Source organism: Mycobacterium sp. IDUB_9, from assembly GCF_055419505.1.
The window spans coordinates 546,089-565,820 of record NZ_JBVAXU010000003.1 but is presented as its reverse complement, the minus strand read 5'-3'; the positions used below and the strand labels follow the sequence as shown (position 1 = coordinate 565,820).

19 protein-coding genes and 1 pseudogene are annotated in these 19,732 nt (G+C 67.8%); 12 read left to right on the top strand and 8 right to left on the bottom strand.

Annotated elements, in window-relative coordinates; genetic code table 11:
• The first annotated feature begins 104 nt into the window (after positions 1-104).
• Genes infB through ACZY08_RS17140 form a run of 4 tightly spaced genes read left to right on the top strand, consistent with a single transcriptional unit; the run spans position 105 to position 5,815 of the window.
• On the top strand, positions 105-2,933 hold the full coding sequence (gene infB, locus ACZY08_RS17155; protein ID WP_463745480.1) for a translation initiation factor IF-2: 2,829 nt from the start codon (positions 105-107) through the stop codon (positions 2,931-2,933).
• A 14-nt stretch (positions 2,934-2,947) separates the two neighbouring features.
• Entirely contained in the window at positions 2,948-3,451 is a 504-nt protein-coding gene (rbfA, locus tag ACZY08_RS17150) for a 30S ribosome-binding factor RbfA (protein ID WP_135453742.1), read from the top strand.
• Positions 3,444-4,448, top strand: coding sequence for a DHH family phosphoesterase (locus ACZY08_RS17145; RefSeq protein WP_463745481.1), 1,005 nt, complete (start codon positions 3,444-3,446; stop codon positions 4,446-4,448). The genes rbfA and ACZY08_RS17145 overlap by 8 nt, the downstream gene beginning before the upstream one ends.
• Positions 4,449-4,480: 32 nt before the next feature.
• Positions 4,481-5,815 (top strand): MATE family efflux transporter, encoded by a 1,335-nt coding sequence (locus tag ACZY08_RS17140; protein WP_463745482.1) that lies wholly within the window; start codon positions 4,481-4,483, stop codon positions 5,813-5,815.
• Here ACZY08_RS17140 and ACZY08_RS17135 read toward each other — a convergent pair.
• Positions 5,812-7,155: an FAD-dependent oxidoreductase gene (locus tag ACZY08_RS17135; RefSeq protein WP_463745483.1), complete on the bottom strand. Its 1,344-nt coding sequence runs from the start codon at positions 7,153-7,155 to the stop codon at positions 5,812-5,814. The two genes, ACZY08_RS17140 and ACZY08_RS17135, sit on opposite strands and share 4 nt — an antisense overlap.
• Before the next feature lie 311 nt (positions 7,156-7,466).
• On the opposite strand from ACZY08_RS17135, the pseudogene ACZY08_RS17130 reads away from it, so the two are divergent.
• Positions 7,467-7,649, top strand: a pseudogene (locus ACZY08_RS17130) (class I SAM-dependent methyltransferase); the annotation flags it as partial.
• Between the two features lie 9 nt (positions 7,650-7,658).
• Here the strand turns inward: ACZY08_RS17130 and ACZY08_RS17125 are convergent.
• Positions 7,659-8,276, bottom strand: a complete 618-nt coding sequence (locus ACZY08_RS17125) for a class I SAM-dependent methyltransferase (protein WP_463745484.1) — start codon at positions 8,274-8,276, stop codon at positions 7,659-7,661.
• 45 nt (positions 8,277-8,321) lie between these two features.
• Here ACZY08_RS17125 and ACZY08_RS17120 point away from each other — a divergent pair, with 45 nt between their 5' ends.
• The gene (locus ACZY08_RS17120; protein WP_463745485.1) at positions 8,322-8,759 is read left to right on the top strand and encodes a MerR family transcriptional regulator; all 438 of its coding nucleotides are present in this window, start codon (positions 8,322-8,324) and stop codon (positions 8,757-8,759) included.
• Between the two features lie 8 nt (positions 8,760-8,767).
• Here ACZY08_RS17120 and ACZY08_RS17115 read toward each other — a convergent pair whose 3' ends face one another.
• A complete protein-coding gene (locus ACZY08_RS17115; protein ID WP_463745486.1) occupies positions 8,768-9,523 on the bottom strand; it encodes an enoyl-CoA hydratase in 756 nt (251 codons plus the stop codon).
• Between the two features lie 45 nt (positions 9,524-9,568).
• Here ACZY08_RS17115 and ACZY08_RS17110 point away from each other — a divergent pair, with 45 nt between their 5' ends.
• On the top strand, positions 9,569-9,835 hold the full coding sequence (locus ACZY08_RS17110) for a DUF2277 domain-containing protein (RefSeq protein ID WP_463745487.1): 267 nt from the start codon (positions 9,569-9,571) through the stop codon (positions 9,833-9,835).
• Entirely contained in the window at positions 9,832-10,380 is a 549-nt protein-coding gene (locus ACZY08_RS17105) for a DUF1802 family protein (protein WP_463745488.1), read from the top strand. Before ACZY08_RS17110 ends, ACZY08_RS17105 begins: the two co-directional genes overlap by 4 nt.
• Here the strand turns inward: ACZY08_RS17105 and ACZY08_RS17100 are convergent.
• Both ACZY08_RS17100 and ACZY08_RS17095 read right to left on the bottom strand, forming a co-directional pair.
• Entirely contained in the window at positions 10,369-12,048 is a 1,680-nt protein-coding gene (locus tag ACZY08_RS17100; protein ID WP_463745489.1) for a CocE/NonD family hydrolase, read from the bottom strand. The genes ACZY08_RS17105 and ACZY08_RS17100 overlap by 12 nt on opposite strands.
• A gap of 49 nt (positions 12,049-12,097) precedes the next feature.
• Positions 12,098-12,682 (bottom strand): DUF3558 domain-containing protein, encoded by a 585-nt coding sequence (locus ACZY08_RS17095; RefSeq protein ID WP_463745490.1) that lies wholly within the window; start codon positions 12,680-12,682, stop codon positions 12,098-12,100.
• 158 nt (positions 12,683-12,840) lie between these two features.
• On the opposite strand from ACZY08_RS17095, the gene ACZY08_RS17090 reads away from it, so the two are divergent.
• From ACZY08_RS17090 to truB, 3 genes are read left to right on the top strand one after another with little or no spacing between them, the layout of a single operon-like run.
• Positions 12,841-13,800: a metallophosphoesterase family protein gene (locus ACZY08_RS17090; RefSeq protein WP_463745491.1), complete on the top strand. Its 960-nt coding sequence runs from the start codon at positions 12,841-12,843 to the stop codon at positions 13,798-13,800.
• Between the two features lie 28 nt (positions 13,801-13,828).
• Positions 13,829-14,503, top strand: a complete 675-nt coding sequence (gene pptT, locus ACZY08_RS17085; protein ID WP_463745492.1) for a 4'-phosphopantetheinyl transferase PptT — start codon at positions 13,829-13,831, stop codon at positions 14,501-14,503.
• Positions 14,500-15,414 carry a tRNA pseudouridine(55) synthase TruB gene (gene truB, locus ACZY08_RS17080; protein WP_463745493.1) on the top strand — a complete coding sequence of 305 codons (915 nt, stop codon included), beginning with the start codon at positions 14,500-14,502 and terminating at the stop codon, positions 15,412-15,414. The genes pptT and truB overlap by 4 nt, the downstream gene beginning before the upstream one ends.
• Positions 15,415-15,421: 7 nt before the next feature.
• Here truB and ACZY08_RS17075 read toward each other — a convergent pair whose 3' ends face one another.
• From ACZY08_RS17075 to mntR, 3 genes are all read right to left on the bottom strand, one after another.
• Positions 15,422-16,636 carry an SfnB family sulfur acquisition oxidoreductase gene (locus tag ACZY08_RS17075; RefSeq protein WP_463745494.1) on the bottom strand — a complete coding sequence of 405 codons (1,215 nt, stop codon included), beginning with the start codon at positions 16,634-16,636 and terminating at the stop codon, positions 15,422-15,424.
• Positions 16,633-17,802, bottom strand: coding sequence for an LLM class flavin-dependent oxidoreductase (locus ACZY08_RS17070; RefSeq protein ID WP_463745495.1), 1,170 nt, complete (start codon positions 17,800-17,802; stop codon positions 16,633-16,635). The genes ACZY08_RS17075 and ACZY08_RS17070 overlap by 4 nt, the downstream gene beginning before the upstream one ends.
• Positions 17,803-17,870: 68 nt before the next feature.
• Positions 17,871-18,593, bottom strand: coding sequence for a manganese-binding transcriptional regulator MntR (gene mntR / locus ACZY08_RS17065; protein ID WP_463745496.1), 723 nt, complete (start codon positions 18,591-18,593; stop codon positions 17,871-17,873).
• A gap of 80 nt (positions 18,594-18,673) precedes the next feature.
• On the opposite strand from mntR, the gene ACZY08_RS17060 reads away from it, so the two are divergent.
• Entirely contained in the window at positions 18,674-19,669 is a 996-nt protein-coding gene (locus tag ACZY08_RS17060) for a bifunctional riboflavin kinase/FAD synthetase (RefSeq protein WP_463745497.1), read from the top strand.
• Positions 19,670-19,732 lie beyond the last annotated feature (63 nt).

Sequence of the window (19,732 nt, the reverse complement as noted above, 5' to 3'; positions counted from 1 at the left end):
AGCGAAGAACATGAGCACACCGTGAAGTCCCGATGACCATGCGTCATAGCTAAACCCGAGGCGCGGCGCCTACCACCGCTGTTGCCTCCAGACGAGGAGATGTAGTGGCAGCAGGTAAGGCCCGTGTGCACGAGTTGGCTAAGGAACTCGGTGTCACCAGCAAGGAACTACTGGCCAAGCTCAAGGAGCAAGGCGAGTTCGTAAAGTCGGCGTCCTCCACTGTGGAGGCGCCGGTCGCGCGTCGGTTGCGCGAAGCGCTCGGCTCACCGGCCGGCGGCAAGAAGACCGAAGACAAGCCCCGCCCCCAGGGTGGCGCTGCTCCGGCACCCAAGCCGGGCGCTCCGGCTCCCAGCCCCGCCACGGCGGCCAAGCCGGCACCGGCCAAGCCCGCCGCGCCGGCGGCCCCGGTGGCCGAACCTCAGGCTCCGGCCGCTGAGGCCGCACCGGTCGCCCCGGCTCGGCCCGCAGCACCCAAGCCCGCCGCTCCGCAGCCTCCGGCAGCGCCGAGTGAACCGGCTGCAGCTGCACCCAGCGCCCCGGCAGCGCCGGCCCCGGGCACCACGCCCGGTCCCCGGCCTACCCCGGGTGCCACGCCCGGACCGCGTCCGGGTCCGGCATCGGGTGCCCCGAAGCCGGCTCCGCGCGCTCCGCGTGTCGGTAACAACCCGTTCTCCTCGCAGCAGCCTGTCGAGCGGCCCATCCCGCGTCCGCAGCCACGTCCCGGGGCCCCGCGTCCCGGTGGTGGCCCGCGTCCGTCGCCCGGCAACATGCCGCCGCGACCGGCCGGCGCCGGTGCGCCCGGACGGGGCGGCCCGCGTCCCGGCCCGCGTCCCGGTGGTGGCCCACGTCCCGGCGGTGCCGGTCAGGGCGCTCGCCCCGGTGGCGGCGGCGGTGGTGGTAACTACCGTGGCGGCGGTGCCGGCGCAGGTGGCGGCGCACCCGCAGGTGGCGGCGGTGGTTTCCGCGGTCGCCCCGGTGGTGGTGGCGGCGGTGGCCGTCCCGGTCAGCGCGGTGGCGCGGCCGGTGCGTTCGGTCGTCCCGGCGGTGCTCCCAAGCGCGGCCGCAAGTCGAAGCGCGCGAAACGCGCCGAATACGAGAACATGCAGGCACCGGTCGTCGGTGGTGTGCGGTTGCCGAAGGGCAATGGCGAGACCATCCGGCTGGCCCGCGGTGCATCGCTGAGCGACTTCGCCGAGAAGATCGACGCCAACCCGGCCGCATTGGTCCAGGCGCTGTTCAACCTCGGTGAGATGGTCACGGCAACCCAGTCGGTCGGTGACGACACGCTGGAGCTGCTCGGCAGCGAGATGAACTTCAAGGTGCAGGTCGTCTCGCCCGAGGACGAGGATCGCGAACTGCTGCAGTCCTTCGACCTCACCTACGGCGAGGACGAGGGCGACGAGGACGATCTCGAGTTCCGCCCGCCCGTGGTCACCGTCATGGGTCACGTCGACCACGGCAAGACCCGACTGCTGGACACAATTCGCAACGCCACCGTCCGCGAGGGCGAGGCCGGTGGAATCACCCAGCACATCGGCGCCTACCAGGTCGAGGTCGATCTGGACGGCAACGTCCGGCCGATCACCTTCATCGACACCCCGGGTCACGAGGCGTTCACCGCCATGCGTGCCCGTGGTGCCAAGGCCACCGATATCGCGATCCTGGTGGTCGCCGCCGACGACGGAGTCATGCCGCAGACGGTGGAGGCCATCAACCACGCGCAGGCCGCTGATGTGCCGATCGTGGTGGCGGTCAACAAGATCGACAAGGAAGGTGCCGACCCGGCCAAGATCCGGGCGCAGCTCACCGAGTACAACCTGGTGGCCGAGGAGTACGGCGGCGAGACCATGTTCGTCGATATCTCCGCCAAGCAGGGCACCAACATCGAGGCGCTGCTGGAAGCGGTCGTCCTGACCGCCGATGCATCCCTCGACCTGCGGGCCAACCCCGACATGGAGGCCCAGGGTGTGGCCATCGAGGCGCACCTGGACCGCGGTCGCGGTCCGGTCGCCACGGTGCTCATCCAGCGCGGCACCCTGCGAGTCGGCGACTCGGTGGTGGCCGGCGATGCCTATGGTCGCGTCCGCCGCATGGTCGACGAGCACGGCGCCGACGTCGAAGAGGCGCTGCCCTCGCGTCCGGTCCAGGTCATCGGCTTCACGTCGGTGCCCGGTGCCGGTGACAACTTCCTGGTTGTCGACGAGGACCGCATCGCCCGCCAGATCGCCGACCGGCGCAGCGCGCGCAAGCGCAACGCCCTGGCCGCACGCAGCCGCAAGCGGATCAGCCTGGAAGACCTGGATTCGGCGCTGAAGGAAACCAGCCAGCTGAACCTGATCCTCAAGGGCGACAACGCCGGTACGGTCGAAGCCCTCGAGGAAGCCTTGATGGGCATCGAGATCGACGACGAAGTGGAGCTGCGGGTCATCGACCGCGGTGTCGGTGGCGTCACCGAGACCAACGTCAACCTGGCTTCGGCTTCGGACGCGATCATCATCGGGTTCAACGTCCGTGCCGAGGGCAAGGCGACCGAACTGGCCAACCGCGAGGGTGTGGAGATCCGGTACTACTCGGTGATCTACCAGGCCATCGACGAGATCGAGAAGGCCCTCAAGGGCATGCTCAAGCCGGTGTACGAGGAGAAGGAGCTCGGCCGCGCCGAGATCCGGGCGATCTTCCGGTCGTCCAAGGTCGGCAACATCGCTGGTTGCCTGGTCACCTCGGGCATCATGCGTCGTAACGCCAAGGCCCGGCTGCTGCGTGACAACCTGGTGGTCGCGCAGAACCTCACGGTGTCCTCGCTCAAGCGGGAGAAGGACGATGCCACCGAGGTCCGCGAAGGTTACGAGTGCGGTCTGACTCTGACCTACAACGACATCAAGGAAGGCGACGTCATCGAGACGTACGAACTCGTCGAGAAGGTACGGACGTAAAGGTGTCCACATAAATGGCTGATCCTGCACGGGCCAAGCGGCTCGCCAAACGGATCTCCACCATCGTCGCCTCGGCGATCGAGTACGAGATCAAGGATCCGCGGCTGAACGGCGTGACGATCACCGATGCCAAGATGACCGGTGATCTGCACGACGCCACGCTGTACTACACCGTCATCGGGACCAGTCTCGATGAGGAACCGGATTATGCCGGTGTGGCGGCGGCGCTGGAGAGCGCCAAGGGTGTGTTGCGGACCAAGGTGGGCGCCGGGACCGGGGTGCGATTCACCCCGACCCTGGCGTTCGTCCGGGACACCGTGCCCGACGCGGCGCACCGGATGGAGGAGCTGCTGGCGCGGGCGCGGGCCGCCGACGAGGATCTGGCGAGAGTTCGGGAGGGCGCCAAGCATGCCGGTGATGAAGACCCGTACCGTGTGAGCGGGGCGGAAGACATGGACGGGCTTGCCGACGGGGCAGACACAGAGGATGCCGGTGACCGCGATCGAACGGATGACTGATACTGCTCATTCGGGGGCTCCCAACGGGCGCCCTTCCGGTCAGCGTGTCGACGCGCGTGCGGCAGCCGACCTCCTTTCCGACGCGGCGAGCATCAGCGTGGTGTGCCATGTCTATCCCGACGCCGACACCATCGGCGCCGGGCTGGCGCTTGCGCAGGTGCTCGACGACGCGGGCAAGCAGGTCGAGGTAGCCTTCGCGGCTCCCGATCAGCTGCCCGAATCGCTGCAGACGCTGCCGGGCGGCCACCTGATGGTCGCGCCGCATGCCATCCGGGATGACGCTGATCTGGTTGTCACAGTGGACATTCCGAGCGTCAACCGTCTTGGTGCGCTGGCGGGACTGGCCGTTGCCGGCCGCGAGGTTCTGGTCATCGACCACCATGCGTCCAATCAGCTGTTCGGTTCGGCCAACTACGTCGACCCGACGGCGGATTCCACCACGATGTTGGTGGCCGAACTGCTCGACGCCTGGGACAAGCCCATCGACAAACGTGTCGCGCACTGCTTGTACGCCGGGCTGACCACTGACACGGGCTCGTTCCGCTGGGCGACCGCGCGGGCACACCGGTTGGCGGCCCGGTTGGTCGAACTCGGGGTGGACAACGCCTCGATCAGCCGCGCGCTGCTCGACACCCACCCGTTCGCGTGGTTGCCGATGCTGTCACGGGTGCTGGCCTCGGCCCGGCTCCTGCCGGGCGCAGTCGGCGGCCGCGGACTCGTGTATGCCGTTGTGTCGCATGATGAATGGTCAAGCGCTCGGCCCGAGGAAGTGGAGAGCATCGTCGACATCGTGCGCACCACTGAACAGGCGGAGGTCGCCGCGGTGTTCAAAGAGATCGAGCCACAACACTGGTCGGTGTCGATGCGGGCGAAGTCGCTGAACCTCGCCACGGTCGCCAGCTCCTTCGGAGGCGGTGGACACCCGCACGCGGCCGGATACTCGGCAGCCGGGCCGGCCGACGATGTCGTGCAGGCGCTCGCGCAAGCTCTTGCCTGACGGCATGCGGAGCGCCTCTCCCAGGCGGTCACATGGTTGAACCCGAAGGCGATGTTCCCGTCACGCCGGCGACCACCCGCCGGATTGCGGGCCTGGCCTTTCCGGCACTGGGCGTGCTGGCCGCCGAGCCCATTTACCTGCTGTTCGACATTGCGATCGTCGGGCGGTTGGGCGCACTCAGTCTCGCCGGGCTCGCCATCGGCGGCCTGATCCTGGGCTTGGTCAACTCGCAGGGCACGTTCCTGTCCTACGGCACCACTGCGCGCTCGGCTCGCATGTTCGGGGCAGGTGACCGGCAGTCCGCCGTCGGTGAGGGCGTGCAGGCCACCTGGCTGGCGCTGGGTCTGGGGCTGCTGATCATCGCGGTGGTAGAGGCCGCCGCGGGACCGCTGCTGTCGGTGATCGCCGGGCGCTCCGACATCGCGGACGCCGCGCTGCCCTGGCTTCGCATCGCCATTCTGGCCGCCCCGGCGGTCCTGGTGTCGTTGGCCGGTAACGGCTGGATGCGCGGGGTGCAGGACACCGTCCGGCCGCTGCGCTACGTGGTGTTCGGGTTCGCCGTGTCAGCGGTGCTGTGTCCGCTGCTGGTGTACGGCTGGCTGGGCTTGCCGCGATGGGAATTGGCCGGCTCGGCCGTGGCGAACCTGGTGGGGCAGTGGGTGGCGGCACTGTTGTTTCTGCGGGCCCTGCTGATCGAGAAGGTTGCGCTGCGCATAGAGCCGGCGGTGCTGCGGGCCCAATTGACCATGGGGCGCGATCTGCTGCTGCGGTCGTTGGCGTTCCAGGCCTGCTTCCTGTCGGCCGGGGCCGTCGCGGCGCGGTTCGGTGCGGCGGCGGTGGCGGCCCATCAGGTCGTTCTGCAGGTGTGGAGTTTCCTTGCGCTGGTGCTGGATTCACTCGCAATCGCCGCGCAGTCACTGGTCGGCGCAGCGTTGGGCGCGGGGCAACTCGCGCATGCCAAGAGCGTGGCCTGGCGGGTGACGCTGTTCTCCACGATGGCTGGTGTGGTGTTGGCGCTGGTGTTCGCCGTCGGTTCCTCGGTGCTGCCGCCGGTGTTCACCGATGATCGATCGGTGCTTGCGGCGATCAGGGTGCCCTGGTGGTTCCTGGTGGCCCAATTGCCCGTGGCGGGAATCGTCTTCGCCCTCGACGGCGTGCTGTTGGGTGCGGGCGACGCGAAGTTCATGCGCAACGCCACGCTGACCAGTGCACTGGTCGGCTTCCTGCCTCTGATCTGGTTGTCGCTCATCTACGGCTGGGGCCTGTTCGGCATCTGGTCGGGGCTGAGCACCTTCATGGTGCTGAGACTGATCTTCGTCGGCTGGCGGGCGTTATCCGGTCGCTGGCTGGTGCCAGGGACCGGTTAGCGGCGCGAGCGTTCGGCGCGCCACTGCCCGATGTTGTTGCGGACCGCACGCCCGATCAGCCGGGGCGATGGTGCGAGGTAGAGACTGTCGAGCAGACTCGTGCGCCGAAGAAACCATTCGGCCAGTACGGGGTCCGTCTCGGCTGCGCCGAGGAACTGATCAAACAGGCCGTACAGCGGCCGATACCACCATGGGCGGTCGCCTTGGGCGCCATGCTCGGCGTAATCGGCGACCGCGTTCATGAGCCACACCGGATATGTCGTCCGTGCCGTCGCATGTGCCAGTCGGGCAGCAACATCGTTCGGTCCGGTGTCGAGGACTGCACGTAGATTGCTGGCCTGGATAGCCGTCATCGTCACGCCCTGGCCGAAGGTGGGATTGAGGCTCGCGACGGCATCGCCGAACGGCACGATCCCACCGGGCAGGCTCGCCAGCTTGTCGTATCGGCGCCATTTGCTGGTGGGGTAGCGGTGAAACATCATGCTGCCGTGCGGTTCGCCGGCCTGCAGGGCCGAACTGATATGCGCCGGCAGTATGGCTTGGGCAAGCCGGCACATCCCGGCGAAGTCCCGTGGCGGTTCGGTATCGGCCACTCCGAAGGATGTCACCATCCAGGTGCCGTCCTCGTGGAACAACATGCCCATGCCGAGTTGCCGGTCTCGAGTTGCGCTGACCAGCACCATCTTCTCCGCGATCAGACCGGCGGGGATCCGGACCCGGTGCGAGGCGTAGGTGACCCCGATGTGGACTGTATCGACCCTCGGGCTTTCAAAGCCCCACTGCTGCATCCAGCCTGGCAGGCGGCTGCCCCGTCCGGAGGCGTCGACAACGAGGTCAGCGGCCACACGCTGGCCGTCGTCGAGGACCACGCCGGTGACCCGGTTGGTCTCAGGATCGAATTGCGGGTGCACGACCACCCGCTGTTCCAGTCCGACCGACGGGATGGCGTTGACGCGCTTGCGGATCTGCCATTCGAGTTGTCCGCGGCTCGGCACGTACGCGGTAAAGCTGTCGTGCAACCCGTGCCCGGTACCGAGGATATGGCCGGCGGCATCGAAATGAATCGACTCCGGCTGGTTGTGCACGACCGGAACGCCGGCGGCGGCCATGTCGTCCAGCAGTCCCGGAAAAACACCTTCGAGTTCCTGCGCTCCACGGGCCATCAGCAGGTGAACGTGCTGGCCCTGGGGTATCGCCGGGCGATTGACTGGTTCGTCGGGTAGTTCATCGCGTTCGTACAGGGTGACGCGGTCAAAATAGCCGGACAGCACACCAGCTGCGCAGAGGCCTGCGATGCTGCCGCCGATGACCACGGCGTGGCTCGACGCGGCGCTGTCCACCTGGCCCTCCTTGACCTGAATCCTCGTAATCGGCTCATGACGTCGACCTTTTCGGTCGGCTGCAGATAAACCAGTGCACTGGCGCGCTGATGTCACGGATGTCTCCACTCGTCTACAGATTGGCACTCAACGGCCACCTCAACTGACATTCGGAGCGATGCGCCTGGCGGATGGAACCGGGCGCGAAGAAGTCCGCGAAGAAGTCCGCGAAGAAGTCGAGGTGATCCGCGAGGGCGTCGGCTCCGAATTACCTGCGCGGACCTGATGAACCGGCGCGCTCATCCGCACGTGTCAGAAAGGTGGATTCGACTATGTCCGGTTTGACCCCGTACTTCGAGGACGTTCGGACCCACTATGACCTGTCCGACGCCTTCTTCCGGCTGTTCCTGGACCCGACACAGACGTACAGCTGCGCATACTTCGAGCGTAGCGATATGACTCTGGAGGAGGCGCAGCCGGCCAAGATCGACCTGGCACTCGGGGTGGCATCGCTGTACCGGAGACTAGTGAGTCCGACGCGTACCGCTGACCACCCAGGTGGCCTGCTTGCCCCTGCCGCGCTCGGCCACTGAGACGTCGTCGAATCCGGCGTCGCGACACAAGGTACCGAAGGCCTCGGCCTGCTGCTGCGTCCAGCCGTGACTGGCCAATCCGGTGGCCCCGTCAGGTGATTGGCGTTCGATCGCGATCAGCCGCCCGCCCGGCGTCAGTACGCGGCGGGCTTCGGCAACCGCCATGTCGACGTCCTGCCAGTGGTGCACCGTTGCCAGCGCCCACACCACGGTCGCCGATCCGTCGGTCACCGGCAGGGCCTCGGCAGTGCCCTCACCCCAGGTGATCGGCGCGCGTTTCGGCGTGACCAGCCGCGCGATGCGCAACATGGTGGACGAGGGGTCGACGCCGGTCACTCGCGCACCGCGCCGGGCGGCCACTCGGGCAGCGGTACCAGGTCCGCAACCCACATCGACTACGTGGTCTGTGGCCGAGACCTGCGCGACATCCGCGGCCAGCCGGGCCTTCGCCCGGCCCACCAGCAGGAAGACCAAGCCGCACAACACCCCGGTGACCCCCGCGAACCCGGGGTGTTCGGCATGGTGATTGATCGCACGCGCGGCGTTCATAGGTAGACCTTGCCGGTTCAAGGCGGGTTGAAGTCAAATGGCGGCATGGACCTGATCCCGATCGGCGAGGCCGCGGCGAGGTTGCAGATGAGTCCGTCGGCGTTGCGGTACTACGACGAACGTGGGCTGGTGTCCCCGTGCCTGCGGCAGGCCGGGAAGCGCATGTACGGGCCCGAGGAGCTTCGCCGGCTCGCACTGCTCAAGATTGTGAACCGGTTGGGCCTTCCGCTCGACACCGCGGCCGCAGTGCTCGACGCGCCGAGTGAACAGTGGCGCGAGACGGTGCGCGAGCAGATCGCCGCGCTGGATCGGGTCATCGCGCAAGCGCAAGGGGCGCAGCAGTTTCTGACCCATGCGCTGCGATGCCCCAAAGACCACCCGGCACGCGAATGCGACACGATGATCGGCGCGCTGGACCGGCTCGTCGACGGGATGAGCGTCGAGGAACTCGCCAGCGGCCAGGCCGGGTGGGTCGTCGACTGATCAACCTGTCACCGCACCTGCGCGCGTCCCCGCTCGATCACGGAGCTGCGGCTGGCCGCGATGTCGTCACCGGACGCCGTAGCCATCCAGGCGCGGGCCGATGCCGCTTCGATCCATAGGCCTTGATTGGTCTGGGACTCGTCGATCCGGTGATACGAGGCGAGCAGGGCCCGGACAGCGGCCTGATTGTTGGCGACGATCGAGGTGGCCACCCGTCGAGCGGTAGGCAGCAGCTCGTCATGGGGGACCACCTCGGTGACCAGGCCGGCCCGTAACGCCTCGTCGGCTGAAAGGTAGTCGCCGGTCAGGCTCATCCGCCGGGCCAGGCCCACCCCGACCTTCTGCGGCAGCCGCACGCTCAGACCCCAGGTCGGCAGCAGCCCGACCCGCGCGTGGGTGTCGGCGAACTTGGCCTGCTCGGAGGCGATCAGGATGTCGCAGTAAAGCGCCAATTCCAGGCCTCCGGTGACCGCGGCACCGTTGATGGCACCGATCACCGGCTTGGTCATGGAAGGCCATTTGGGGGAGATGTCGGGCAACTCGGTGGTGTCGCCGAGTTCTTTGAGGTCCAGCCCTGCGCAGAACACCGGATCGGCCCCGGTGAGAATGACCACGTCGACATCGTCATCGGCCTGCGCGGTACGCAGCGCACTGTAGAACTCCGTGCGCAGCTGCGCCGAGAGGGCATTGCGCGATCGGGGTCGATTCAGGGTCAGAATGCGAACCCGGTCGGTGGTGTCGACGAGCAGTACGGGATCGGTCATGCGCTCACCGTAACCGCCGGGCCCAACGCGCCTATCGTGGGTGTCATGTGCCGCAACATCACTGAGCTGCGGGGGCTGCAGCCCGCCGCCACCGACGAAGAAATCGAGGCCGCGGCGCGCCAGTACGTGCGCAAGGTCAGCGGAATCACCCGTCCGACCGGGGCCAATATCGAGACGTTCGAGGCTGCCGTCGCCGAAGTCACCGAAACCACCACCAGGCTGCTCGACGGGCTGGCCCCGCGCCGGCAGCCACCAAAAACCGTTCCGCCACTGCGCCGTCCGGAGGTCCGCGCCCGGCTGGCCGCTCAGTGACGCAGCCTGGGCTCAAGGAGTGGGGCGCGGCCGTGCACGCCCTGCTCGACGGCCGCCAGACAGTGCTGCTGCGCAAGGGTGGCATCCACGAGAAGCGGTTCTCGGTGGCGGCGCCGGAGTTTGTGTTGTTCCCGACGATTGCACACAGCCACGCCGAGCGGGTGCGCCCCGAACATCAGCACCTGCTCGCTGCCGCGGCGGCCGACAGCACCGAGGACGCCGTGACCATCAGGGCCGGCGCGAAAGTTGTTGCAGCAGTGGAGGTGAACCGTCCTGAGGCGATCGAGGAACTCTCCGACCTGCACATCTGGACCGCCGAGTCGGTGCGCACCGACCGGCTCGATTTCCGCCCCAGGCACCGACTGACCGTCGTGATCGTCCAGGTGGCCCCGCTGCTGACGCCGATCCAGCTGATACGCACGCCCGAATTCGCCGGATGCAAGAGCTGGGTCGACCTGCCGGTGCCGGCGGTCCGGGGCCTGCCGGTGTGCGACGATGCGACGCTGCACGACGTCGCCGAGCGGGTGCGAACCTCAGTCGGCTGACGGCGGCTTCGGTCCGGCCGGCAGCAGCACCCGGGAAATCCCGCCCTGACCGTGGTGCACGGTGTGGGTGGCGCGCACCAGCTGGGAACCGGAGACCGGCGGCTCGCCGGTGCCCAGATTACGGGCGAAGCGTGGGTGTGAACCACCGGCGATCAGCACCCGGATCCGGGACCCGGCTCTGAACCGGTGCGCGACCGCATCGAGCTCGAGCCGAACCGGCCCGGTATGGCCGTTAAACCGGCGGAATCCGTCGGTTACGTTGCGGGACCGGCCTTTTGCATCCACCTCACTGATCCGGACGAAGATGTCGTGATACGGGTTGTCGCAGCTGTGGGCAAGCTCTGCGACGGGGCTGCCTGCCAGGTACAGGTCGGCCGGCAGCGGGTCGCCGGTGAACGTCAGGACATCGCTGCGCCGGGCCAGTCGGGTGTCGTCGCGGTAGCCGCCGCTGGCGGCCAAGAGCCGGCCGCCGATGGTCGGAGTGGGATCGGCCGGGTGATAGGTGAACGTCGATGAGCGCTCGCGCGAAGACCAACTGTCGTCTGACGGTGGGGCAGTGTCAGGCGGCGCAATCGCGCCCAGCCGCCCAGCCGGTTGCAGAAACAACTCGTGCTCCGGCATGACCGGCGGCCAGTCGGCCAGTTCCACCCAGCCGTGCCCGTTCACATGAATACGTACCGTGCTGCCGCGGTTGGTCTCACCCTGCTCGGCCAGATGGGCGCCCAGCCAGTCCAGCGATTCGCCGACCACGGTGGCGACTCCCTTGGTCATCAACTGGGTGTGCGTCCACGGGCCGACTGTCAACGCCACCGGGACGCCGCGCCGGTGGAGCTGCTCGTACTGCTTCAAGCTCTGGTCCAGGAACAGGTCCTGCCATCCACTGAGCAGCAGGATCGGTACCTCGGCCCGCTGCAATGCCTCGTCGAACCTCAGTTGGTCCCAGAACGGATCGTCGAGTTCGGGGTGTTCCAGCCAGGATTCGAACCACGGTGCACCGCTGCCCAGTAACTGACGGGCGGCCGTACCCATCGGCAGTCCGGCGGTAGCCTTGGCGAGCTCGGCGGGCCCGCGCAGCTGCCGGGAGAGGGCTTGCATCATGCCGGGCTCCTCCTGGCGGGCGACCATCGCGCTCCAGCCCAGGAAGTCGTTGAGGCTGAACGCTCCGGTGCCCCAGGACGACGTGCTGAAGTCGTGCGGGCCGACGGTGATGACGGCGGCCTTCATCTCCGGCGGCGGGTCGGCCAGCAGGGCCCACTGGGTGAAGCCGAGATAGGACAGGCCCACGGTGGCGAACGAACCGGTGAACCACGGCTGGTCCCGAAGCCAGGCCACCGTGTCGGCGCCGTCGGCCATCTCGTGGACCATCGGGGTGAACTGGCCGCCCGAGCCGAACGTGCCGCGCACGCTCTGCAACACCACGTGATAGCCGCGCGCGGCATATACCTGCGCGAACAGCGGTGAGAACGGGAAGCGACGGCCGTACGGTCCGCGCACCAGCAGGGTGCCTGCCGGTCGGTCGGTGAGGGGCGCGTAGTGGTCGGCGATGAGCTCGACGCCGTCGCGCATGGGGACCCGCAGTCCGTGCTGCACGGAGAAGTCGGTGGTGTGCGGCGGCAACCCGAGAACCCTGCTGACGGCCTTGCCGGCGTACCGGCGCAATGTGCTCACGCGACCAGGCTACGGATCGCCCGCTGTGCTTCTCGCAATGCGGCGCAACTCAGAACTTGTAGTACGGCGCCAGTTCGTGGGCTCGCTGCAGGTTGACAGCCAAGCAGTCCGGCCGGTCCGGGGAGTGGACGGGCGAGTAGAACAACGACTGCTGGATGACGCCGTAGCTGGTCTTGAACGCGATCATGCAGGTGACCCACCACCGGTCGTTCCAGTCGGTGGGCTTCATGATCCAGTACTGGGCGGCCCGGTGTCCGTCGACGTCCAGCTCGACCGCATCGGGCGGGATGGTCTGCTCGTAGGTGCGCCAGACGAACGCCTCGACGGCCATCTGGTAGTCGCCGGCGTCGTAGTGGCAGCGCAGGCTGTCCTCGGGCTCCGGCGGCGTGTAGGCCAGGCCGATCCGCTGGACCGCATCGAACGGGATGTCATTGCACGGATCGAAGGGCGACGGATCCGTGGTCTCGACGATCGGCCATTTGATCGTCGTGGACACGTTGGTCATCGGGAGGTCGGTGACGTCGAGGTGGAGCGGCCCGGCGGCCGCGCCCTCGGACGGGCCCGACTGCCACAGCACGATCACCGCCGAAACCAGTGCCGTCAATGCCGACAACAGGCGCAACTTGGCAGCCATCACACTCCCTCGCAGTTTGGTGGCAAAACGTTCCCCGGCTTGCGGGGAGTGTAGCGGTCCGCCGCGACCGACTCGACCATAAACGAGAACCTGTTCTAGTTGTCAATGCCTCGCGGTTCCGGCGCACCGTTAGGCTGGTCTGTTGTGGTGGTGCAACTGTGAATGATCACGAGTCGAGAGATCGGCAGCCTGTCCTCTGGGCGATCAGCGATCTGCATACCGGGCACAACGGGAACAAGCCGGTCACCGAGTCGTTGTACCCGGCCTCACCGGACGATTGGCTGATCGTCGCGGGTGATGTCGGTGAGCGCACCGATGAGATCCGATGGGCGCTGGATCTGCTGCGCAAACGGTTCGCGAAGGTCATCTGGGTTCCGGGCAACCACGAACTGTGGACCACCAACAAGGACCCGATGCAGATCTTCGGCCGGTCGCGCTACGACTACCTGGTCGACATGTGCGACCAGATGGGTGTCATCACCCCCGAGCATCCGTTCCCGGTGTGGACCGAACAGGGTGGCCCGGCGACGATCGTGCCGATGTTCCTGCTCTACGACTACACATTCCTGCCCGAGGGTGCCTCCACCAAGGCCGAGGGGCTGGCCATCGCCCGCGACCGAAACGTCGTCGGCACCGACGAGTTCCTGCTGTCCAGTGAGCCCTACGCGACCCGCGACGCCTGGTGTCGTGACCGGGTGGCGGCCACCCGCAAGCGACTCGACGACCTGGACTGGATGACCCCGACAGTCCTGGTCAACCACTTTCCGATGGTCCGCGAACCCTGCGATGCGATGTTCTATCCGGAATTCTCGTTGTGGTGCGGTACCACGGCCACCAGGGACTGGCACACCCGTTACAACGCGGTCTGCTCGGTGTACGGCCATCTGCACATTCCGCGGACCACCTGGTACGACGACGTGCGCTTCGAGGAGGTTTCGGTCGGTTATCCGCGGGAGTGGCGCCGCCGCAAGCCCTTCCGCTGGTTGCGTCAGATCCTGCCCGACCCCAACTACACGCCGGGCTATCTCAACGAGTTCGGCGGGCACTTCCAGATCACCGATGAGATGCGGACTCACGCGCAGCAGATGCAGGACCGGATCAAGGCCAGGCGCGGATGAGCGCTTGCGCGAAGAACAGAGTGGCACGATGAGCGACACGTTGCTGGGGCAGGTCCTGCCCGAGATGCCGGACAAGCTCGCCGCGGCCGAGTTGTACGACGACCCGCCGGGCCTGACTGCGCTGCCCGAGGAGGCGGCGCTGGTGGCCCGCGCAGTCGCGAAGCGGCGCAACGAGTTCACCACGGTGCGCTACTGCGCCCGCCAGGCGCTGGGCGAACTGGGGGTTGGCCCGGTGCCGATCCTCAAGGGGGACAAGGGCGAGCCGTGCTGGCCTGACGGCATCGTCGGCAGCCTCACCCACTGCCAGGGCTTCCGCGGTGCGGTGGTCGGGCTTGTCGGCGGGGTGCGCTCGGTCGGCATCGACGCCGAACCGCATGACGTGCTGCCCGAGGGGGTATTGGGCGCCATCTCGCTGCCGCTGGAGCGCGTTGAACTCGGCGGACTTCCCGACGGCCTGCATTGGGATCGAATCCTGTTCTGCGCCAAGGAAGCCACCTACAAGGCGTGGTATCCGCTGACGCACCGCTGGCTCGGGTTCGAAGATGCCCACATCACGTTCGGGGTGGACGGGACGGGCGCGGCCGGAACATTCCGATCCCAGATACTCATCGATCCGGCTGCCGAACACGGGCCACCGCTGACGGCGCTGGACGGGCGATGGTCGGTGCGTGACGGTGTGACGCTGACGGCGATCGTGCTGTGAGTGGTCCAGAATCTGCGCACGCGAGGAGCAGTCCAAAACCCGGCCTGGTAATCGTCGACAAACCGGCCGGCATGACCAGTCACGATGTGGTGGGGCGCTGCCGGCGGTTGTTCGGCACCCGCAAGGTCGGTCACGCCGGCACCCTCGACCCGATGGCGACCGGGGTGCTGGTGGTCGGAATCGAACGTGCCACCAAGATCCTCGGTCTGCTCACCGCCACGGACAAGTCCTATGCCGCGACCATCCGGCTCGGTCAGACCACCACCACCGAAGATGCCGAAGGTGAAGTGCTGCAGTCGGTCTCGGCCGCGCATGTGACCGATGAGCAGATCGAGTCCACCGTCGCGGCACTGCGCGGAGACATCGAGCAGGTGCCGTCGGCGGTCAGCGCCATCAAGATCGCCGGACAGCGGGCCTACAAGCTGGCCCGCGAAGGGCAGACCGTCGAGCTGGCCGCCCGGCCGGTGCGCATCGGCCGATTCGACATCCTGGCTGTCCGTCGAGTGGACGAATTCGTCGACGTGGACGTCGATGTGGACTGTTCTTCGGGCACCTATATCCGCGCCCTGGCCCGCGACGTCGGCGTGGCACTCGGGGTGGGTGGCCACCTGACAGCGTTGCGCCGCACCAAGGTTGGCCGCTACGGCCTCGACGAGGCCCGCACGCTCGATGAACTTTCCGAGGAGGCGCGGCTGAGCTATTCGCTCGACGAGGCCTGCCTGGTCGGGTTCCCGCGCCGTGACCTGACCGCCGAGGAAACCGAGGACACCCGCCACGGGCGGGCGTTGGCGCCGGCCGGGATCGGCGGGATCTATGCCGCCACCGCACCGGACGGTCAGGTCATCGCACTGTTGCAGGACGGCTCGTCGCGCACCAAGAACGTGGTCGTACTGCGACCCGCGACGTTGTAGCGGCTACTCAAAGTTGGCCGTGGCGAGGCGGTTTCGTGCCCGAGAGGGTGTAGTTGCCGATGTGGCGGATCTTCCATCGGGTGGCGTCGTGCAGCGTGTGGGTGCGGGCATCACGCCAGTACCGCGACAGGTTGCCTGACGCGGAGGCGCTGCGGGTGCCGCCGAACTCGAACAGCGCGCTGCCGGCGTCCACCGCGGCCCGGGCCGCGGACACCTTGGCGACCGCCACCGCAATCGAGGCGGCCGCCGCGCTGTCTTCGGTGAGATCGCCGCGGGCCGCGTCGACCTGGCGGGCCGCCTCGGCGAGCAGTGCCACCGCACCGCGCACTGTCACGGTCAGCTCACCGGCCGCCTGCACCAGCGTGGGATCCTCGACGGCGCTCGGGACCGCCGCCTCGAAATGCGGCCGGGCCTTGCCCGCCTGGCGCACCCCTTCCTCCAGCGCGGCGGTGGCGATACCTACGTCCAGGGCGGCGTGAAGCAGCTGCGCCCGCGCCCCGTACACCGTGGGTCGTGTGAAGATCGGGCTGAACTCGACGACATGGGCCGTGGGTACCTCGACGGCATCGAGGGTGACGGTGCCCGAGGCCGTGGTCCGCTGTCCCATGCCGTCCCAGTCATCGACAACGTCGACCCCGTCGGTATCGCGCGGAACGAATGCGATCGCCTTCGGCGTGGCGGCCGTCGGCACCCCCGAACCATCGGAGAGCGAGGCCCGCACGATCAGCCAGTCGGCGAACAGCGCCCCGGTCGAGTAGTACTTGCGGCCGCGTAGGACATAGCCGATGTCGGACGCCGTGAGCGTGGTGGTGTCCACGTCGACGGGATGCGGCCCGCGTTCGGACTGGGCATTGGCGAACAACGCCCCATCCAGCACCAGGCCGTAGAAGTACGCCTGCTGCGCCGGCGTGCCCTGCAAGCGCAAGGCCTCCAGAAATGTGAAATGCGAGTGCGGGATCTGGCCGATCGACGGGTCGCCGTGTGCCAGCAGTCGCATCACCTCGGCGAGGACGGTGACCGGCACGTCGAGCCCACCGTGTTCGGCGGGCACGGTCAAGGCCAGCAGTCCTGACTCCTTCAGCGCCCGAACCTGCTCGTGCGGCGGTATCCGGTGCGCGTCGCGGGCTCCGGCGTCGGCGGCGAAGGCTTTCGACAGTCGTGCCGCGGCGGTCAGCGCGGTCTCCGCCGACGAGATGCGGGCGGCGCCGGCCAGATCGGTCATCGCGGCGTACCGACAAACGGGATCGAGGCGGGCGCACCGGCCTGCTCGCCGCCGCCGAACAGGCCGCGCTCGCGCAGGATCGGCACGACACCCTCGCCGAACCAGAACAGCTCCTCGAGGTGCGGATAGCCCGAGAAGATGAACTCGTCGATACCGATCTCGGCGTATTCGGCGATCCGGTCGGCCACCTCGGTGTGGCTGCCCACCAACGCGGTCCCTGCGCCGCCGCGCACCAGCCCGACACCCGACCACAGGTTCGGGGCGATCTCCAAGCTGCGGGCGTCGCTCCAGGTGCCGTTCACACGGTTGGCCTCGTGCAGTGCCCGCATACGTTGCTGGCCCTCGGACTGGCTGCGGGCCAGCCCGGCCTGCGCTGCGGCGACCGTCTCCTCGTCCAGCGCGGCGACCAGGCGGTCGGCCTGCGCCCACGCCTCCTCGGAGGTGTCCCGCGAAATGGTGTGCAGGCGGATACCGAAGCGCAGCTTGCGTCCCTGCTCCTCGCCGAGCGCGCGGATCCACTCGATCTTCTCGCGCACCGCCGCGGGCGGCTCACCCCAGGTCAGGTAGACATCGGAGTGCCGTGCGGCCACCGGGCCCGCCGCCTGCGAGCTGCCGCCGAAGTACAGCGGCGGCACCGGGGTCGGCGGGAGCGCCAGCGAGGCCTCTTCGACGTCGATGTACTCGCCCTTGTGCGTGACCGTCTCACCGGCCCACAGTCGCCGGACCACGTCGAGGAACTCGTCGCAACGCGCATACCGCGCGTCCTTGTCCAGGTGGTCGCCGAATGCCCGCTGCTCGTGGGCCTCGCCGCCGACGACGACATTGAGCAGGATCCGTCCGGGTGCGTGCCGGGCGAACGTCGCGGCCATCTGCGCCGACAGCGTCGGGCTCACCAGACCCGGGCGGAACGCCACCAGGAACGCCAGTGAGGTGGTCTCGCGGGCCAGCAGCGCGGCGGTGATGAACGCGTCCTCGCACCAGGCCCCGGTCGGGATCAGCGCGCCGGTGAACCCGAACCGCTCGGCCGAGCGGACGATCGACGCCAGGTAGTCGATCGAGGCTTCGCGGTCACCACCGGCAGAACCGGCGGGCGTGCCGTGGCCACCGCCGACGATGAGCCGGCTGTCGCCGTAGGTGGGCAGGAACCAGTGCAGAGAGACAGTCACGAACAGGACATGTTGGTGCCGATCCCGCTATGGCACACGGGTAAAAATCGCGATGATTCACTGATGATTCAGCTGGCGACGACCCAGATCGCCTCGGCCGCCGGATTGCCCAGCTCGACGAGAACGCTCGTGTCGTCGCGGTCGGACGGATCGTCGGGTTTGCCCGGTTGTCCTACGGCCACCGAGATCACGCCCGCGAAATCGCGCCGCGCGACCACCCGAACCCGGGAATCGAGGCTGATGCCGACGCTGTCGAAATAACGCAACATCTCCGGATCGGCATCGGAGATGCGGGCCACCGTGCCGGCGTCGCCGTCCTGGCATGCCGACAGCTGCCGGGCCGGTGGGGTGGGCACCTGACCGTCGGCGGCCGGGATGGGATCGCCGTGCGGGTCGCGGGTGGGGTGGCCCAGCTTGGCGTCGATGCGATCGAGCATCCGGTCGGAGACCGCGTGCTCGAGGATCTCGGCCTCGTCGTGCACCTCGTCCCAGCTGTAACCGAGCTCGGACACCAGGAAGGTCTCCATCAGCCGGTGCCGGCGCACCATCGCCAGCGCGGCACGCCGGCCGGCATCCGTCAGCGTCACCGCGCCGTACTTCTCGTGGTCGACCAGGCCCTGATCGGCGAGTTTGCGAATGGATTCCGACGCCGTGGAGGCGGACACGCCGATCCGCTCGGCCAGCAGTTTCGTGCTGACCTTTTCGCGAGACCACTCCTGGGCTGTCCAGATGACTTTCAGATAGTCCTGGGCAACCGTGGAGAGGTCTTGATGGTTACCGTCTGGACTCACAGTAGGAAAGTTTAGGCAATCATCACCTGATCGGGGGATCTAGAGCAGACCGCGGCGCGTTCGGGTCGTAGGCTGATCGCGTGCAGCGCTGGCGTGGGCAGGACGAGATCCCCACGGACTGGGGCAGGTGTGTAGTCACCATCGGGGTGTTCGACGGGGTTCACCGTGGACACGCGGAGTTGATCAGCCATGCGGTGAAGTCGGGCCGATCACGCGGAGTACCGGTGGTTCTCATGACCTTCGACCCACATCCGATGGAGGTGGTATTTCCGGGGAGTCATCCGGCGCAGTTGACGACGCTGACCCGCCGGGCCGAACTGGTCGAGGAACTCGGCGTCGACGTCTTTCTGGTCATGCCGTTCACCTCGGACTTCATGAAGCTCACCCCCGAGCGGTACATCCATGAGCTGTTGGTGGAAGACCTGCATGTGGTCGAGGTCGTGGTGGGGGAGAACTTCACCTTCGGCAAGAAGGCGGCAGGCAACGTGGCAATGCTGCGTACGGCCGGGGAGCGGTTCGGATTCGCGGTCGAGAGCATGTCGCTGGTGACCGAAACGCTCGACGCCGAGCATCGCGACGAGCGGGTCACCTTCTCCTCGACCTACATCCGGTCCTGCGTCGATGCCGGCGACGTGGTGGCCGCCACCGAGGCCCTGGGCCGACCGCACCGCGTCGAGGGCGTGGTGGTTCGCGGTGACGGGCGGGGCCGGGTGCTGGGTTTCCCGACTGCGAACGTGGCGCCTCCGATGTTCTCGGCGATTCCCGCCGACGGCGTGTACGCCGCCTGGTTCACCGTGCTGGGGCACGGTCCGGTGATGGGCACCGTGATTCCCGGCGAGCGATATCAGGCCGCCGTCTCGGTGGGCACCAACCCGACCTTCTCCGGGCGTACCCGCACGGTCGAGGCGTTCGTGCTCGACACCAATGCCGACCTGTACGGGCAGCATGTCGCGGTCGATTTCGTCTCCCGGATTCGCGGGCAGGAGAAGTTCGATTCGGTGAAGGATCTGGTGGTGGCCATGGAGGCCGACACCGACCGGGCCCGCGCGATTCTGGCTGCGCACTCGCAAAGCTGAATTCGCAGCTCGCCGTGGTCCTGCTAGACTTTGCCCCGATCCGGTGCATGCTGCAGTCCGCGG

What these genes read in the sequence shown, in the direction of transcription:
- rbfA (WP_135453742.1), top strand. Translation starts at nt 2,948, where the DNA reads ATGGCTGATCCTGCACGGGCCAAGCGGCTCGCCAAACGGATCTCCACC.
- ACZY08_RS17145 (WP_463745481.1), top strand. Translation starts at nt 3,444, where the DNA reads ATGACTGATACTGCTCATTCGGGGGCTCCCAACGGGCGCCCTTCCGGT.
- ACZY08_RS17140 (WP_463745482.1), top strand. Translation starts at nt 4,481, where the DNA reads ATGGTTGAACCCGAAGGCGATGTTCCCGTCACGCCGGCGACCACCCGC.
- ACZY08_RS17125 (WP_463745484.1), bottom strand. Translation starts at nt 8,276, where the DNA reads ATGAACGCCGCGCGTGCGATCAATCACCATGCCGAACACCCCGGGTTC.
- ACZY08_RS17120 (WP_463745485.1), top strand. Translation starts at nt 8,322, where the DNA reads ATGGACCTGATCCCGATCGGCGAGGCCGCGGCGAGGTTGCAGATGAGT.
- ACZY08_RS17115 (WP_463745486.1), bottom strand. Translation starts at nt 9,523, where the DNA reads ATGACCGATCCCGTACTGCTCGTCGACACCACCGACCGGGTTCGCATT.
- ACZY08_RS17110 (WP_463745487.1), top strand. Translation starts at nt 9,569, where the DNA reads ATGTGCCGCAACATCACTGAGCTGCGGGGGCTGCAGCCCGCCGCCACC.
- ACZY08_RS17095 (WP_463745490.1), bottom strand. Translation starts at nt 12,682, where the DNA reads ATGGCTGCCAAGTTGCGCCTGTTGTCGGCATTGACGGCACTGGTTTCG.
- pptT (WP_463745492.1), top strand. Translation starts at nt 13,829, where the DNA reads ATGAGCGACACGTTGCTGGGGCAGGTCCTGCCCGAGATGCCGGACAAG.
- ACZY08_RS17075 (WP_463745494.1), bottom strand. Translation starts at nt 16,636, where the DNA reads ATGACCGATCTGGCCGGCGCCGCCCGCATCTCGTCGGCGGAGACCGCG.